The organism is Rhodococcus sp. OAS809, assembly GCF_040546695.1.
Taxonomy (GTDB): Bacteria; Actinomycetota; Actinomycetes; order Mycobacteriales; family Mycobacteriaceae; genus Rhodococcus_F; species Rhodococcus_F qingshengii.
The window spans coordinates 2,285,815-2,301,434 of sequence record NZ_JBEPOI010000002.1; the positions used below are offsets into that span (position 1 = coordinate 2,285,815).

Genomic DNA, 15,620 nt, shown 5'->3' on the forward strand with positions numbered 1-15,620 from the left:
AGTCACAAGTAAAGGCCACTTTACGTGACACATCCGCGATGTGTCTCACCCCGCTCGATCAGCTCTGCGCGGGCTCTTCCTCGATGAGGTGCTTGAACGGTTCGAGATTCGCCAGCGACTCACCTCGCGACACCCGCCACGCCCACTCACGCTTGATGGACGAGGAGAAGCCGAGTTCGAGGATGACGTTGAAATCGCCGTCGGCGGCTTCGAGAACCTGACCGAGCACTCGGTCGAGTTCATCGCCGGTCACGGCATGCTCTGCGATCTTGCCGACGAGGTAGATGTCCCCGACCTTGTCGAGTGTGTACGCCACCCCGTACAGACGACGGTTGCGCTTGAGCAGGAATTTGTAGACGCCTTCGAAGTTCTCGTCCACCTTGCGGCACACGAAGGCCTCGACCCGCACACCGTGATTGCCGACGGTGAGCAGAGTCGACGTCTTGAGTTTGTGTTCACCGGGAAGTTCGACGATGAAATGCGCGTCGTCTTTTCTGGTGAAGTCGAGTTCGCGCTCGGTGAGGGCCTGCTCGATGGTGTCCGAAATGCTGCTCATGTACGCACTCCCCCGGTCCGGCGCAGACGCCACAGACCCCGCGCACGGCGGGGCGAGAAGTCGCTGGGACCGGTTCCGTTGTTGTAGTTGACTGCGGCTTTGCGATAGCTCTCGAGCAAACCGTCCGCGGTGTGTTCCCACGAGAAATTTTCGGCGTGGCGCGGTGCCTGCGCGGCGAGTTCGGCCAAGCGCGTCGGTGCTGTCACCAAAGATTCGAGGGCGCCGGCCCAATCTTCGGTGCGGTGTCCTTGAACCAGCAGGCCGGTCTCACCGTTGCGTACGGCTACTCCCAGTCCGCCGACGTCGGCGGCGATCACGGGAGTTCCGCAGGCTTGAGCTTCGATGGCGACCAATCCGAAGGACTCCGAATAGCTCGGCACCGCAACCAGATCCGAGGCACGGTAGACATCGGCGAGACGCTCCGGTGCCTGCGGCGGCAAGAATGTCACCTGCGCGCTGATGCCGAGTGATCGTGCAAGTTCGATCAGCACGTCCGGCCGCGCGAGGCCAGTTCCCGACGGCCCGCCGACGACGAGGATGCGCAACGGCAACTCGGGGCGACGGCTGATCACTTCGGCGGCAGCACGCAGCAGAACGTCCGGTGCTTTCAGAGGTTGGATCCGGCCGACGAAAGTCACGACGATCTCGCCCGGGTCCAACCCCAACGACGCGCGGGCGGAATCGCGATCGCCCGGTCGGTAGCGGGTGAGATCGGCGCCGGGAGCCACGACGTCGATACGCGTGGGGTCTGCGCCGTACAACTCGTGCAGCGCCTTGGCTTCGTCGGTGGTGTTGGCGACCAGGCGATCGGACTCGGCGACTACTTGCTGCTCGCCGATCTGACGTGCTGCCGGCTCCGGGGTGTCTCCCTCGGCAAGCGAAAGATTCTTCACCGCCGCGAGGGTGTGGGCGGTGTGTACGAGGGGCACGCCCCAGCGGTCGCGGGCCAGCCAGCCGACCTGACCGGACAACCAGTAGTGCGAGTGAATCAGGCTGTAGTACCCGGGCTCGTGGCGCGCTTCCTCCCGTAGAACTCCTGCGACGAAGGCACACAGTTGAGTCGGCAGATCCGCCTTGTCCAGCCCTTCGAAGGGACCAGCAGCAATGTTCCGAACCCGCACTCCGGGAGCGGCGTCCACCACAGGTGCGTCGGCCGAGGACGTCGCGCGGGTGAATATCTCCACCTCGACGCCACGTTTGGCGAGCTGAATGGCGGATTGCAGAACGTAGACGTTCATCCCACCCGCGTCACCGGTGCCGGGTTGCGCCAATGGCGAGGTGTGGACCGAGAGAACGGCCACCCGGCGAGGGCGCGAAATGTGCATGGGCGTCACGACTCCATACTGCCCCCTCACCGGGCGCGAACTCTAACCGAGGCTCGAGATGAACGTTCGCACTTCGGACACGAATCGTGTCGGATCCTCCACGAACGGGCCGTGATTGCAGCCTTCCCAGTACGACGCCTGGGACTTGGGAATCAGTTCCTCGGCGTGCTTACCTGCGCTCACGTCGACGACGGAGTCGTCGGTTCCGTGCAGAACGAGGACCGGGATGTCCAGATTGCGAAGCAACTCGTCGTGACCGACAGCACGGTTGAACAATGCTGCGCGCACCCGCGGACGCGTCGAGAGGCTGTACCCGAACAAGGCCTGCGACGCTGCACCCTTGCCCTCGGGTGGGCCGGTGAGAGCATTGCCGAAAGCGCCGAGTGCACGGATCGCCTCGCGGGGATCTTCGGACATCGCGCCGGGAACTGCGCTACGCATCGCCGAGCCGACCTTGCCACCTTTTTCGCCGCGCCCGATGCTGGTGATCGCCCCGACCAGAACCGCGCCCGCCACCGCGCCGGTGCCGTGCGCTGCCAGGTAATCGCAGATCACCAGACCGCCGTACGACCAGCCGAGCAGGATCGCGTTCTCGGTGACGCCTTCGGCCGCAAGAACAGCCGCGACGTCGCCGGCCCAGTTCGCGGAATCGTCGTATCCGGATTCGGGCGCATCGGAGTAACCGTGGCCGCGCAGATCGACGGCGATCAGCCGATAGTCCGCGGCCAGGTCCGCGAGGACCTGCTCGCCCCAGCACTGCGAGGACTGAGCCCAGCCGTGCAGCAACACCAGCGGGGTCCCCGCCGAATTTCCGGTTACTCGATAGACGATGGACGTGCCGTCGACGCTGACGGCTTCACGAATAGACATGCCGTCACGATAGAGGCTGCGACTGCGGCGCCGACGGCGAGCATGTAGGCCGACGGGACGCCGTAGCGATCGATCAGCTGTCCGGCCAGCGCAGACCCGAGCGCCACGCCGACGCCGAGGCCGGTAACCGTCAGGGTCATTCCCTCGGTGAGCTTTTCCGGCGGGACGATCTGTTCGACCAGGGCTGTCGCGATGATGAGCGTCGGTGCGATGGTCGCGCCCGCCAGCACGTAGGCACCCGCAAGTGCGGCCACGTTTCCGACCAACAGAAGCGGGACGCTGAGAACGGCGACCGCCGAGGACGCGATCATCAACTGCCCGCGCAGCGATCGCGCCGGGTGCATCGACCCGAAGATCAGTCCCGCGATTCCCGAACCGCCGGCGAACAGCGCGAGGACCAGCGTCGCGGATCCCGGCGAATTCTGTTCCTTGGTGAACGCGATGGCGCCGACGTCGATGACGCCGAAGATCGTTCCGAGCATCACCATGATGACGATGACGATCCACATCACGTGGTTACCGAGAACCGATCGTCCGCGGCCGGGTCGACGCGGATGCACCTTCGGTTCGGTTCCGCGCTGTATGACCAGCAGCAGGGTTCCGGTGACCAGCAGGATCAACCCTGCCAGTGGTCCAGCCTCGGGGAAGAGCCCGATGCTCAGACCTACCGATATGACCGGGCCCGCCACGAAGCAGAGCTCGTCCACCACCGATTCGAAGGCGAAGGCGGTGCGCAGCTGAGGTTTTCCGACATAGATCGCCACCCACCTGGCGCGAATCATCGCGCCGATCGTCGGAGTGGCGCCGCCGGGGACGACCAGAACGAACAGCAGCCAGTCGGGAGCTTCCATCCGGACTGCGAGCAGGAGCGCCCCGATCGCGGTGACGCTCACGGCTGCGGCAATCGGCAGGACCGCTCGCTGTCCGAAGCGGTCGACCGCACGCGAGACCGCGGGCGCGATGATCGCCGACGAGAGCGCAAAAACCGCGGCGAGCGCGCCGGCGAGCGCGTAGTCACCACGAAGTTGCGAGATCATCGTCACGATTCCGATACCGATCATGGCGATCGGCAGCCTTGCGACAAATCCGGCGGCCGAGAAGGCGACCGATCCGGGGGCGGCAAAGATCTCGCGGTAGGCGCTCAGCAGGCCTTTGTTGGTGGATTCGCTCATGTCAGCTTCTCGTGCACTGAACAAGGTTCACAGAGCCGAGGCCGACTCGACAAATCGTTTTCACTGTGCGCTCGGGTTGACCTGTCGGTAACTTGCCTTACGATTGCGCGAATGAGTGTCCTGGTGTGTTTCCACGCCCATCCCGATGACGAAGTTTTCACTACGGGCGGCGTGATGAGAATGGCCGCCGACGCAGGTCACCGCGTCGTAGTCGTCACCGCTACCGACGGTGCTCTCGGTGAATTCCCCGACGGACTGTTGGACGAATACGAGACGTTGGCTCAGCGCCGCAGCCGTGAGCTCGAGGCGTCCACCGACGCGTTGGGTGCCAGTCGCGTCGTGTCCCTGCACTACCCGGATTCGGGGATGGTGGGTACGCCCGAGAACGAGAATCCGGAAGCGTTCTGCAACGTCGACGTCGAGAAGGCCGCCGAGCGTCTGGCCGAGGTTCTTCGTGAAGAGAACGCCGATGTCCTGACCATCTACGACCCCAACGGCGGATACGGCCACCCGGATCACATCCAGGTCCACCACGTCGGCGTTCGTGCTGCAGAACTCGCGGGCACGCCGTTCGTCTACGAGGCGTCCACCAACCGCGATCACATGAAGATGCTGATGCAGGCCAACCCCGAGTGGACCGAGGAGGCGCAGCCGCCGGACATCGAATCGTTCGGGCTTCCGGCTGACCAACTCACCACCGCGGTCGATGTCAGTTCGGTGATCTCGTCCAAGCGCGCGGCCATGTACGCGCACGCAACGCAGGTCGGCGATTTCGGCCCGTTCCTCGAAATGCCGACGGAGCAGCTCGCCGCGGCATTCGGCACCGAGTGGTTCCGTCGTCGCAACGCGCCGGAAGGGCTGTCGGAAACCGCCCTGCCCCTGTGAGTCACCGCCCTCGATAAACCGAAGTCCCGACGGAGGTTTCGGCGGCTCGTTAACATCGGTAGGCATGGACCTCGAACAACTTGTCGCGAGCATGCCTTTTGCAGTTCACACCGGAATTCAGTTGGACAGCGCGGCACCCGAACAGGTTGTCGGCCATCTGGATTGGGACAGCCACCGCACCACCGCCGGCAACGGAATGCACGGCGGCGCCTTGATGACGCTGGCAGACAGCGTCGGCGCCGTCTGTGCATTCCTCAATCTGCCGCCCGGCGCAAGTACGTCCACCACCAGTTCGTCGACCGTGTTCACCCGCGGGGTTCGTAAAGGCACGGTCACCGCAACTGCCCGTCCATTGCACGCGGGACGCAGCACCATCGCGGTCGTGACCGAGATTCGTGACGACGAGGGCCGCCTCGTCGCTCAGGTCACCGCATCACAGGCAGTATTGGGACCGTGAAGCGTCCCGCGTACCGCGCCTCGGGTGGCACCCTGCCGTACGGCAATCTGCTTGCCTCCCATGACGTTGCGATGGAGGGTTACTTCTGGCGATTCACGATGCCAGAGAGCGGGCGGGTGGTGATTGCGCTCGCCGGAATCAACAAGTCCGACGGCGGCAACTGGTCGACGCTCGGTCTCGCGGCACATCCAGGCGGATTCCTCCGTACTGCTGAGCACCCGAGCGGATCGGCCGATCCCCGCATCCTGGGGGCCTACGCCGACAACGCTTTCCGCGGCAATGCCGATCGACTGCAGGTCGATTTCGGCGACAGCCATCTCGACGTGCGGATCAGCAATCAGCGATTCTGGCCGCACCGCCGCTTCGGGGGATCGAGCTACTTCCAATCAGTTCCCGCACTCAATCAATACTGGCATCCGTGGCTGCTCGGCGGCCGGGTCGAGGGAAGCGCCGTCATCGACGGGCAGAACTGGGATCTCACCGGGGCACAGGTGTACGGCGAGAAGAACTGGGGAAAGGGAGGATTCCCGGAATCCTGGTGGTGGGGACAGGCACAGGGGTTCACCGATCCTCGAGCCTGCGTGGCGTTTGCCGGCGGACAGGTCAGCGCCGGACCTCTGCGCACCGAAGTCACCGCCGTCGTTGCCGCGCTACCGGACGGAACGGTGTTGCGGCTGGGTAATCCTCTGACGTCACAGGTGGAGACGACGGTGTCCGACGATCGCTGGACGCTTCGGGGTTACAGCCGGAAGTGGAGCGTCGACATCGACGGGACCGCGCCCATCGCCGACGCACATATTCTTCCTGTTCCGATACCTGCCGAGCGTCGAAACGTGCCAGGAGCGCTCGAGCATCTCGGTGGAACCATGTCGGTCATCGTCCGCCGGCGCGGCACCATAGTCTGGAAGGACAGGTCACGGTTGGCCGCTCTCGAGCACGGCGGATTGGATCGGGCGCAGGCCGAACTCACTCGGCGGGAACAGCTCTCGCAAGATCGATGAGAGCAGAGGCCGCCGGATTCTTGCCGCCCGACGAACGCCAGACCAATTCCAGCCGAGATCGTGCTTCCGGTTCGAGATCGATCCGATGCAACTCCCCCACTGTCGACTCCGGAAGCACGGCCATTCCCAGCCCCTGCGCTGCCAATGAAACGATGATGCCGAGGTTGCTTGCCTCGAGCGCAACCGTCGGCTTGGTGCCGGCTGCGGCGCACGCGAAGTCCAGACACGTTCTGATGCCGGTTCCCTCCGGCAGACAGATGACCGATTGCGTCGCGAGTTCGGCAAACGGCAGAGACGACACCTCGGCCAGCGGATGATCCGCCGCCACTCCGGCCACCAGTCGTTCGTCGGTGATCACCCTCGATTCGAGCCCTTCCGGCAGCTTGCCCGCCACCCCGATGACGGCTATGTCGAAGGTTCCGTCCGACACTCCGGCAAGCAAACTGCGCGAATCGTCCTCGGCCAGCGAAATGTCCAGTCCGGGGTGTTTGTTGTGCAACCGACTGAGCAGATCTGTGAGGTCGGCGGAAGCGCAGGCGGTAACCATCCCGACCGAAACGGAACCCCGAACCAGTCCGTTCAAGGCATCGACAGCGTCGCGGGTGCTCTGAACGGAAGCGAGTGCAGCGTAGGCGTGCGGGAGGACAGCTCGCCCGGCGTCGGTCAGACAAACGGTTCGACCACTACGATCGAGCAATTCCTGCCCCAACTCACGTTCCAGCCGTTTGACCTGCGCACTCACACCCGGTTGGGCTACATGAAGCCGCTCGGCGGCGCGAGTGAAGTTGGCTTCCTCCACTACCGTGACAAAGTATTCGAGCTGCCGAAGTTCCATAACTGTTGATTCTAGCTGCGAGACAAACTAGATCTTGGACTTATCACCGGTGCGGTAGAACGATGGAAGCATGACAACAACAGATGACGTTCAGAAGGCCGGAACCCCGGAAGACATCGCGAAGCTTTTTGTGCAGTTCGCCAACGCTGGTGACGCAGACGCCGTCGCCGCACTCTACGAGGAGGATGCGGTGATGGCCTTCCCGCCCGGATCACTCACCGTGGGCCGCCAAGCCATCCGCGAGGTGATCTCTCAGATGCTGGCAGCTGCACCGAGATTCACCGTCGAGGAAGCCCTACCAACGGTGATCAGCGACGACCTCGCCATGACCTCGACCAAACCTTCCGACGGAACCGGCGGACGCACACAGGTGGCGCGCCGCCAGCCCGACGGTTCGTGGTTGCGGGTGCTCGATCGACCGGAACTCTGACTGCCCTCTTCGCAGTCAGACGGCCGACGCACGCCGCATGGCCGCCGCCGGATCGGCGAACAGCGAGCTCAGTGACACGACCGTGGAAGCGTATTCCTGAACCCGATTGCCGAAACCGGTAATTCGAATGTCCTTACGCTCCAAGGAGGATGCCGTCGAGAAGGCCTCGGCGACATGGGGCACCCCGGCCGGATAGTCGGTGAATGCCTGACCACCCAGAATCACCCGATCCGGGTTGAACAGGTCACGCAGCATCGCCACTGTCCGGCCGAGGACGCGTGCTCGATCAACCAGAAGCTCGTGTGCCGGAATGGAACCCGACGACGCGGCCCGGTAGACGTCCGCGATCGTGACACGCTCGCTGCCCTGGATCACGGCGCCCGAAGACAAAGCCCGCGCGACTACGGCGCGGTCACTGATCGTCGCTTCAAGGCAACCCACGGCTCCGCAGGTGCACCGTGCGGACGAACCGGTGGGGAGGTGCGCGATCGAACCGGGTCCGCTGGACGGCGTGTGTACTCGCCCTTCGAAAGTGATTGCGATACCGGCAGTTTCACGAGCATAGAAGTACAGGCCGGTAGTGCCCGGCGTCGGGGCTTCGGCACGGTCGGTGCTGAGCAGAAGTTCCGACGCGGCCATCGCCTCGACGTGGGCGGCTACCGATACAGGGAGATCCAAGCCGGCTCCGATGATGGACCCGACCTTGGCGCCCTTCCATCCCAGACGCGGGTGATCGACGACTCCGGTCGCTGAATCGACGCGACCGCCGATGGCCACGCCGACGGCGAGCGGACGACGCTTGTGCCACCGCGAGGCAAAGGATTTGGCCGAGCGCGCAATGGTGGCAAGCGCGACAGCAGAATTGGTGGCAGGCGTCGGAATCTCGACGGCGCCGAGCACCTTTCCACGAATGTCGCTGGCAATGATGCTGGTGACGACGGCACCGATGTGGATGCCGACTGTCAGATAAGGCTCGTGGTTGACCTCGAACGGAACTCGCGGACGCCCGATTGCTCCGGAGGCCGTCAGGTCCGCGCGTTCGCGCAGGATCCCGAGGTCCAGCAGGCTCGTGACCTGCCGGTTCACGGTGGCGATGCTCAGTCCTGATGCCTTTGCCGCAGTGTCACGTGAGAGCGGCCCACGGGATCGAGCAATGCGCAACACAGTCGCGGACGGGCCGTCGGCGATGCGTAGTTCGGGCGCAACTATCTGGGTACGGGTCCGGGTTCCCGAGAGCGCGGTTCGCGATCGGATATTCGGAATGGCGGAGATTGTGGGTGTCGACATGGCTGTCCCTTGCAGAAGGAGGAGAAGGCGCATATCTCTGTCGACCGAGAAATCAGCGTTTCCACTGGTCACACGAAGAAATAGACAGAAAAGGCGCAGAAATTAGCTGCAGAAAGAACGGCGGCGACAACACAGCTCTCGCGCCAGAGGCAGACGCGAACCAAGCGCAGCGGTCACATAGGTGACCCGCAAAGCGGCAGGCTGGTCGGTCGACATGGCTCCAAAAGTAGCAGCTTCACCGAGATTCACAAATCAGGTGCGGTAACGATCACACTGAACGCAACCCTGTCGGGGCGAAATCTCGCGTGTTTGGGTGGGCACACTCCCCACGAAAGGTGCACCATGTCTACAGCTTTCGCCAAGCCGACCCTCACGAATTCGGCATCAACGAACGGAGCGGCCGTTGACGCCGCTCGCGGCACTGTCACCACCCTCGGCGCGCATATCGGCGCCCGAATCGACGGAATCACTCTCGGCGGGCATCTCGACCCGGCGACGATTTCCCTCATCCGGCAAGCACTTCTCGAACACAAGGTGATCTTCTTTCGCGGGCAAGACCACCTCGACAACGATTCGCAGTACGAGTTCGCCCATCTGCTGGGTACCCCGACCACTGCCCACCCCACCGTGAAGTCGCACGGCGCAAAAGTTCTGCCCATCGACTCGGACCTGGGCAAGGCCAACAGCTGGCACACCGACGTCACCTTCGTCGACCGCATCCCCAAGGCTTCGATCCTGCGCGCGGTGCAGCTACCCGAATACGGCGGTTCCACGACGTGGGCGTCAGGGGTAGCCGCCTACAACGGACTGCCGGATCCGCTCAAGGCGCTCGCGGAGAACCTCTGGGCTCGCCACACGAACGTCTACGACTATGCGGCAACCAGCGCCGAGCGGCTCACCGAAGATCGCACGGCCGCCTACCGCGAGGAGTTCCAGTCCACGTACTTCGAGACGGAACACCCGGTGGTGCGGGTCCACCCCGAAACCGGAGAACGCACGCTCGTCCTCGGACATTTTGTCAAGAACTTCGTCGGGTTGAGCACCGAACAGTCGAACGGTGTATTCAAGCTCTTGCAGGATCACGCCATCAAGCTCGAGTACACGACGCGGTGGAACTGGGAAGCGGGTGACGTCGCGATCTGGGACAACCGCGCCACCCAGCACTACGCGATCGCCGACTACGACGATCAGTACCGGCGGCTGGAGCGCATCACCCTTGCCGGCGACATCCCGGTCAACATCCACGGGGAACGAAGCCGCAGCATCGCCGGCGACGCTTCCGAATACTCGATCATCGAAGGCGCCTCGACTCTCCCATGACTTCACCGGATTCCGCCCCTCCTCCGCACGCCCGCGGATACGAAGGCTTCGAGGGTCGAATCGGCCGCACCGCAGCCGATTCGACCCCGTCGTGGCCCACCTCCACGACCCCGATTCCCGGATCACCCAACATCGTCGTGGTTCTGATCGACGACATGGGGTACAGCGACATCGGGCCGTTCGGCTCCGAGATCGAGACTCCCACCCTCGACCGCCTTGCCGCGCAGGGCATTCGGATGACCAACTATCACACGACGCCCCTCTGCTCTCCGTCGCGCGCAGCTCTTCTCACCGGCCTGAATCCGCACCGCGCCGGGTACGGTTTTGTCGCCAACGCCGATCCGGGCTACCCCGGACTGCGTCTGGAATTGGCCGACGACGTCCAGACACTCCCCGAAATCCTCCGCGGCGCGGGCTATGCGACCTATGCCGTCGGCAAGTGGCACCTCGTACGCGACGCCAACCTGGCCCCGGGACGAAGTCGTGACTCCTGGCCGACGCAGCGCGGTTTCGATCGCTACTACGGCTCACTCGAAGGCCTCAACTCCTTCTACTATCCCAATCAACTGATCTCCGACAATTCTGTGGTCGACGTGGACGAGTACCCCGAGGGGTACTACCTCACCGACGATCTGACCGACAAAGCGGTCGGGTACATCAAGGACCTCCGCGCCCACGATCAGGACAAGCCGTTCTTCCTCTACTTCGCACACGTCGCCATGCACGGACCGTTGCAGGCCAAGCCTGCCGACCAGGAAAAGTACCGCGGCCGCTACGACGAAGGGTGGGATCGAATCCGCGAGTCGCGGTTCGCCTCTCAGCTCGTGCAAGGCCTCTTTCCGGAAGGTACGCAACAAGCACCGCGAAACTCCGAACCCGGCTTCGACGTCCCCGAATGGGAATCACTCACGCCGGAAGTGCAGTCCAGGTTCGCCCGCTACATGGAGGTGTACGCGGCGATGGTCGACTCGATCGATCAGAGCGTCGGACGCATCGTCGACACCCTGGACGAACTCGGCGAGCTCGACAACACGATCATCGTCTTCACCTCCGACAACGGCGGCACCGCCGAGGGCGGTTCGGACGGGACCCGAAGCTACTTCGCACAGTTCGCGCATATTCAGGATCCGGACTGGGTGGGCGATGTCCCCCACGACGAATCCCTCATCGGCGGACCTGAATTGGGCGTCCACTATCCACGTGGATGGGGACAGACGTCCAACACCCCGTTCCGGTTCTACAAAGGGCAATCCTTTGCCGGCGGGATCCGTGTTCCTTTTCTCCTGTCCTGGCCCGCTGGACTGAAACCCGGAGCAGACGACAACGGGATTCGCGACCAGTTCGCGTACGTCACCGACCTGACCCCTACGCTGCTCGAACTGGCCGGAATCGACGCACCCAGTGTGCGAAACGGGCTCCCGGTGAAAGAGTTCGACGGGGTGTCTTCCGCGTCCGTTCTGCGTTCGTCTGCCGCTCCGAGCACTCACACCGAGCAGTACACCGAGATGACCGGCAACCGTGGCTACTACAAGGACGGCTGGAAACTGCTGGCTCTCACCCCGGCGGACATCGACAAACCGCACTGGCAGTTGTTCGACGTCCGCACCGACCCGACCGAGCTCGACGACCTGGCATCACGGTTTCCCGACAAGGTTCGCGAACTCGCCGAGGCCTGGGACCACTCGGCGTGGGCGAACACCGTGTTTCCTCTACTCGGCAATACCGTCGGCGCGGTTCGCCGTCCGGAGGAAGGAGCACTCTCACGCCCGGTGCGACTACTTGCCGGAACGCCCCCGCTGGAGCGCTACCGCTCATCCAAGCTGATCGGGTTCCGCGACTTCGACATCACGGTCGAACTCGACGGTTACCGCGAAAGTGACGCCGGTGTCCTTGTCGCCCATGGCGATCCGCAGGGTGGGTACCTTCTCTACGTCGAGGACGGGCACCTGCATCTCGGGTACAACGCGTTCGGTTCCTACTCCGTTGTCGACGCCGGACCGCTGGCGCTCGGCACCGAACGCATCGAGCTGTCGGTGACGGTGGTACCGCGGTTGCGTTGGGATCTCCACGTCAGCGTCGACGGCATTCACGCGGGCCGGCTGCTCGGGCAAGTACAACTGGTGGGAATGGCGCCGTGGACCGGTATCTCGGTCGGTGTCGACGCCAGGGGACCTGTGTCGTGGGAGGTACGACGACGCCATGGTCCCTTCCGGTACAGCGGCGCGCTGCGCGCCGTCACCTACACACCCGGTCGGATACAAGTACCGCGTCGTCACATCGAATCCATCGAACGGGAAGCAGAGTATGCCGCCGACTAGCCCTACGATTGCATCATGACCATTTCTTCCGATGCCCGCATCGCCGTAGTCACCGGAGCCAGCTCCGGAATCGGTGAGGCCACCGCCCGCACCCTGGCAGCTCAGGGATTCCACGTCGTGATCGGTGCTCGCCGCGTCGATCGTCTCGAGAAGATCGCCGAGGAAATCGGTGGTACCGCTCTCGAACTCGACGTCACCGACGAGGATTCCGTCGACGCGTTTGCGGCCGTGGTCCCACGTGTCGACGTGTTGGTCAACAACGCGGGTGGTGCAAAGGGTCTGGCAACAGTCCTGGACGCCGATCTGGACGACTGGCGGTGGATGTGGGAGACCAATGTTCTGGGCACGTTGCGTGTGACGAAGGCACTGCTGCCCAAGCTGATCGATTCGGGTGACGGTCTGGTCGTGACCATCACCTCGGTGGCCGCGCTGGAGGCATACGACAACGGCTCGGGCTACACCACCGCCAAGCACGCTCAAGCCGTCCTTCATCGGACATTGCGTGGTGAACTGTTGGGCAAGCCCGTTCGACTGACCGAAATCGCGCCGGGAGCCGTCGAGACGGAGTTCTCACTCGTCCGGTTCGAGGGCGATCAGGACAAGGCCGACAAGGTGTACGAGGGAATCACACCGTTGGTGGCGCAGGACATCGCCGAGATCATCGGTTTTGTCGCGTCGCGGCCGTCACATGTGAACCTCGATCAGATCATCGTCAAGCCGAGGGATCAGGCAAGCCCCGGTCGGTTCCACCGCACCACCAGCTAGTTCGAATCGTTCTGACTAACCAGTGCGAATCACCCGGTGCAGGACGAGGCCGAGATTGCGTGCAATCTCGGCCTCCGTCATTTCCGTGGAAGCGCTACGGGCACTTACGGTTTCATCAGCGGTGACGATGTACCGACCATCTCCGGCATAGTCGTACCAGTGGAACGTTATTCCGTCGTCTGTCGGTCTGCTGTCCACCGCTCCTCCCGGGTATGTGGTGACTTCACCGATCGAGGTCCGCTCTCGGCCGAAGAATCTGCTCACTTCCTCGCTCCCGCGCGCACCGGCAGCACTGCTCAGAAAGCTCGCTCTACCGGAAGTTTTCGGCCTTTCGATGCTCACACCACGCTCCGATCCAGCGGGGCAGGTCGGCAGGTGATCGACGAGCATCCGTGGAATTGCCGATGGGCGTACCACGGTGAAAACCACGTCGGAGCCACAGTCGACAGTTCTGCCGGGCAGTTGAGTCAGGAGCACCCCCAGGTCGCCGGCAACAACGCCGTGCAATCGCGTCACCGTACTCATGTTCTGCCCGTGAAAACCGGAAACCTCAACGCGAGCATCAGGATTCGCAAGAGCACCGAGAACGTGATGCAGCCGATCGTCGAGCAACCAAGCCAGGTGTGCTCCCGCTCGACGTCGCTCTTCTGTCAGCTCGTTCATGGTTTCGGCCGTCGGACGAAACCGCAGCGGGTACGGGAGTCGGTCACGTCCGACCGCTTCCCAGAGAATCTGGAATTCGAGGCCGGTGAACTGCCACTGCATGGTGGTCATTCGCCCAGCACCGCCGGGGAGACCATCGGTAGGTCGCCGACCAGGGCATTGCCGTTCTCGACTGTGACGAGGTAGCCGGGGGTGTCGTGAACGTTGTCTTCGTCTTGCCCTTGCCCTCGTCCCGGTGCCATGCCGCCGACGCCACCCATCGCGCCCCGACCGCTCTGCGCGCCCGTCGCCGAGGTACCGCCAGCTCCGTTGACGCCCCCACGTCCGCCACCGGCGAGGCCGCCCACGCCGCCAGGGCCGAGGGCTCCGACTCCGGTTCCGCCTGGCCCGAAGCCTCCGGTACCGATTCCACCAGCAGGACCACCACCCGAACCGCTACCTACCAGGCCTGACGGCGTTCCGGAACCAAGCTGAGCACCATTCGGAGTTGCACGAGCTAGGCCATCTGGCGCTGCACCGGCGGACAGTGGACCGGCTTGTGCCGCCGTGGTCCGGGCCGGGTCGGAATCGGTTCCGGATCGAACTGCATCGACGTTCGGATTCCCTTGGGCATCAACGCCGCTACGGTTGTCACCATTTCCGGAATCGGTGCCGGATGGATTCTGACCGGAACCGTGTCCGGGCGGGTTTGCCCCGCCGGAGTTTCCACCGTCCGCTCCCCCGCCAACTCCGCCACCCGATGTAGATGGCGTGCCGAGCCCGTTTCCTGGACCCGAAGTGTTCCCCCCGTCGGCACCACCACCACCGAATGCACCGCCACTTCCAGCCCCGCCACTTCCAGCCCCTCCACCGCCGGTGACCGGATTGAATGCGGCCGGGAGGATCGGCACCTGATCGTCCGCACGCTTCATGGACGGCAGATACACGTCCTTCATCACCTGGCGCGCTTGACGTTCGGCTTCTTCCGCTTCGTATTGGGCCTGCTTCCATGTAGCCCCGGGAACCATGCTGAGAAACCTCTCGACCGTGGAGGCGCCGTCGGGTGCCGGAATCGAGCGTTTGGCCTCGTCGAGTGCGATCTTCGCCTCCTCGATCTTGTTCGAGATCAGATCGACCCGCACCTTCAGCTCACCGGCATCAGCCGAGTAGGCCAGCACTGCTTCCAGCGCAGCCGAGCCGCCGCGCCCCTGCCAGCCTTCGGTGATCGCACCGTTCACGTCGTTCTGGAACTTCCCGATGCCGGCTTCGACCCGGCCTGCAATGGCCTTCCAAGCCTCACCGATCGCACTCAGGGTTGCCGGATTCATCTCGTTGACGTGGTCGAAGATTTCGGAGTGCGACATCGCATCGAACGGATCGTCGTCCACGATTGCGTGTTCGCTGTACTCGAGCGACGACGTCTGAGCGGTGAGGGCATCGCGCTCACCCCAGGCTCGTGCGCGCTCCACATCGGCGTCGACGGTCGCAGCAGCCATCTCGTCGTCGAACGCGCCGCGGTCGTCGGTTATGGATTGCACCAGAGCAGATGTAGCGATTGCGCTCGCGATGGGAGTGCCGACAACTGGCAATGCCGCCACGCCGGGAGGCACGGCCTGCGTCGCATCGGAGATTCTTCCCAGCACGTCTTCCAGAAATGGAATGCCCACCGCTGTCCCCCTGAAGTCGAAAACCCCCGTCGGACTCCCCCGAGCCGACAGCACTTACCTGTACAGACGCAAGCAGAGCCCGGACGGTTC

Annotated in this window: 15 protein-coding genes; 7 read left to right on the forward strand and 8 right to left on the reverse strand. The window is 63.8% G+C overall.

Annotated elements, in window-relative coordinates:
• Positions 1–58 precede the first annotated feature (58 nt).
• The 4 genes from ABIE52_RS13615 to ABIE52_RS13630 are packed head-to-tail and all read right to left on the reverse strand — an operon-like array spanning position 59 to position 3,923.
• The gene (locus ABIE52_RS13615) at positions 59–556 is read right to left on the reverse strand and encodes a type III secretion system chaperone family protein (RefSeq protein WP_047268888.1); all 498 of its coding nucleotides are present in this window, start codon (positions 554–556) and stop codon (positions 59–61) included.
• Positions 553–1,881, reverse strand: coding sequence for a D-inositol-3-phosphate glycosyltransferase (gene mshA / locus ABIE52_RS13620; protein WP_083059045.1), 1,329 nt, complete (start codon positions 1,879–1,881; stop codon positions 553–555). Before mshA ends, ABIE52_RS13615 begins: the two co-directional genes overlap by 4 nt.
• A gap of 42 nt (positions 1,882–1,923) precedes the next feature.
• Complete coding sequence (locus ABIE52_RS13625; RefSeq protein ID WP_042452989.1) at positions 1,924–2,751, reverse strand: alpha/beta fold hydrolase; 828 nt, start codon at positions 2,749–2,751, stop codon at positions 1,924–1,926.
• The gene (locus ABIE52_RS13630; protein ID WP_003942019.1) at positions 2,697–3,923 is read right to left on the reverse strand and encodes an MFS transporter; all 1,227 of its coding nucleotides are present in this window, start codon (positions 3,921–3,923) and stop codon (positions 2,697–2,699) included. The genes ABIE52_RS13625 and ABIE52_RS13630 overlap by 55 nt, the downstream gene beginning before the upstream one ends.
• A gap of 111 nt (positions 3,924–4,034) precedes the next feature.
• Here ABIE52_RS13630 and ABIE52_RS13635 point away from each other — a divergent pair, with 111 nt between their 5' ends.
• From ABIE52_RS13635 to ABIE52_RS13645, 3 genes are all read left to right on the forward strand, one after another.
• Positions 4,035–4,808 (forward strand): PIG-L family deacetylase, encoded by a 774-nt coding sequence (locus ABIE52_RS13635; RefSeq protein ID WP_003942001.1) that lies wholly within the window; start codon positions 4,035–4,037, stop codon positions 4,806–4,808.
• A gap of 64 nt (positions 4,809–4,872) precedes the next feature.
• Entirely contained in the window at positions 4,873–5,265 is a 393-nt protein-coding gene (locus ABIE52_RS13640; protein WP_042452984.1) for a PaaI family thioesterase, read from the forward strand.
• Positions 5,262–6,266, forward strand: coding sequence for a tocopherol cyclase family protein (locus ABIE52_RS13645; protein ID WP_158170616.1), 1,005 nt, complete (start codon positions 5,262–5,264; stop codon positions 6,264–6,266). Before ABIE52_RS13640 ends, ABIE52_RS13645 begins: the two co-directional genes overlap by 4 nt.
• Here the strand turns inward: ABIE52_RS13645 and ABIE52_RS13650 are convergent.
• On the reverse strand, positions 6,232–7,101 hold the full coding sequence (locus ABIE52_RS13650; protein WP_065352117.1) for a LysR family transcriptional regulator: 870 nt from the start codon (positions 7,099–7,101) through the stop codon (positions 6,232–6,234). The genes ABIE52_RS13645 and ABIE52_RS13650 overlap by 35 nt on opposite strands.
• Positions 7,102–7,171: 70 nt before the next feature.
• On the opposite strand from ABIE52_RS13650, the gene ABIE52_RS13655 reads away from it, so the two are divergent.
• Entirely contained in the window at positions 7,172–7,531 is a 360-nt protein-coding gene (locus tag ABIE52_RS13655; protein WP_054782316.1) for a YybH family protein, read from the forward strand.
• A gap of 15 nt (positions 7,532–7,546) precedes the next feature.
• On the opposite strand, the gene ABIE52_RS13660 is transcribed toward ABIE52_RS13655, so the two are convergent.
• Positions 7,547–8,818 (reverse strand): ROK family transcriptional regulator, encoded by a 1,272-nt coding sequence (locus ABIE52_RS13660; RefSeq protein ID WP_082845690.1) that lies wholly within the window; start codon positions 8,816–8,818, stop codon positions 7,547–7,549.
• Between the two features lie 342 nt (positions 8,819–9,160).
• On the opposite strand from ABIE52_RS13660, the gene ABIE52_RS13665 reads away from it, so the two are divergent.
• From ABIE52_RS13665 to ABIE52_RS13675, 3 genes are read left to right on the forward strand one after another with little or no spacing between them, the layout of a single operon-like run.
• Positions 9,161–10,138, forward strand: a complete 978-nt coding sequence (locus ABIE52_RS13665; RefSeq protein WP_007735342.1) for a TauD/TfdA dioxygenase family protein — start codon at positions 9,161–9,163, stop codon at positions 10,136–10,138.
• Positions 10,135–12,456, forward strand: a complete 2,322-nt coding sequence (locus ABIE52_RS13670; RefSeq protein ID WP_065455926.1) for an arylsulfatase — start codon at positions 10,135–10,137, stop codon at positions 12,454–12,456. The genes ABIE52_RS13665 and ABIE52_RS13670 overlap by 4 nt, the downstream gene beginning before the upstream one ends.
• Before the next feature lie 15 nt (positions 12,457–12,471).
• A complete protein-coding gene (locus ABIE52_RS13675) occupies positions 12,472–13,221 on the forward strand; it encodes an SDR family NAD(P)-dependent oxidoreductase (protein WP_003942076.1) in 750 nt (249 codons plus the stop codon).
• A 15-nt stretch (positions 13,222–13,236) separates the two neighbouring features.
• On the opposite strand, the gene ABIE52_RS13680 is transcribed toward ABIE52_RS13675, so the two are convergent.
• Together ABIE52_RS13680 and ABIE52_RS13685 are read right to left on the reverse strand one after the other, a co-directional pair.
• Positions 13,237–13,995 (reverse strand): ESX secretion-associated protein EspG, encoded by a 759-nt coding sequence (locus ABIE52_RS13680; protein ID WP_054187843.1) that lies wholly within the window; start codon positions 13,993–13,995, stop codon positions 13,237–13,239.
• Positions 13,992–15,530, reverse strand: a complete 1,539-nt coding sequence (locus tag ABIE52_RS13685) for a hypothetical protein (RefSeq protein WP_158170617.1) — start codon at positions 15,528–15,530, stop codon at positions 13,992–13,994. Before ABIE52_RS13685 ends, ABIE52_RS13680 begins: the two co-directional genes overlap by 4 nt.
• Positions 15,531–15,620: the final 90 nt, after the last annotated feature.

Bases quoted from the DNA above. Each gene is read 5' to 3' on its own strand.
- ABIE52_RS13650 (WP_065352117.1), bottom strand. From the start codon at position 7,101: ATGGAACTTCGGCAGCTCGAATACTTTGTCACGGTAGTGGAGGAAGCC.
- ABIE52_RS13675 (WP_003942076.1), top strand. From the start codon at position 12,472: ATGACCATTTCTTCCGATGCCCGCATCGCCGTAGTCACCGGAGCCAGC.
- ABIE52_RS13635 (WP_003942001.1), top strand. From the start codon at position 4,035: ATGAGTGTCCTGGTGTGTTTCCACGCCCATCCCGATGACGAAGTTTTC.
- ABIE52_RS13625 (WP_042452989.1), bottom strand. From the start codon at position 2,751: ATGTCTATTCGTGAAGCCGTCAGCGTCGACGGCACGTCCATCGTCTAT.
- ABIE52_RS13680 (WP_054187843.1), bottom strand. From the start codon at position 13,995: ATGACCACCATGCAGTGGCAGTTCACCGGCCTCGAATTCCAGATTCTC.
- ABIE52_RS13640 (WP_042452984.1), top strand. From the start codon at position 4,873: ATGGACCTCGAACAACTTGTCGCGAGCATGCCTTTTGCAGTTCACACC.
- ABIE52_RS13670 (WP_065455926.1), top strand. From the start codon at position 10,135: ATGACTTCACCGGATTCCGCCCCTCCTCCGCACGCCCGCGGATACGAA.
- ABIE52_RS13615 (WP_047268888.1), bottom strand. From the start codon at position 556: ATGAGCAGCATTTCGGACACCATCGAGCAGGCCCTCACCGAGCGCGAA.
- ABIE52_RS13630 (WP_003942019.1), bottom strand. From the start codon at position 3,923: ATGAGCGAATCCACCAACAAAGGCCTGCTGAGCGCCTACCGCGAGATC.
- mshA (WP_083059045.1), bottom strand. From the start codon at position 1,881: ATGCACATTTCGCGCCCTCGCCGGGTGGCCGTTCTCTCGGTCCACACC.
- ABIE52_RS13665 (WP_007735342.1), top strand. From the start codon at position 9,161: ATGTCTACAGCTTTCGCCAAGCCGACCCTCACGAATTCGGCATCAACG.
- ABIE52_RS13660 (WP_082845690.1), bottom strand. From the start codon at position 8,818: ATGTCGACACCCACAATCTCCGCCATTCCGAATATCCGATCGCGAACC.
- ABIE52_RS13655 (WP_054782316.1), top strand. From the start codon at position 7,172: ATGACAACAACAGATGACGTTCAGAAGGCCGGAACCCCGGAAGACATC.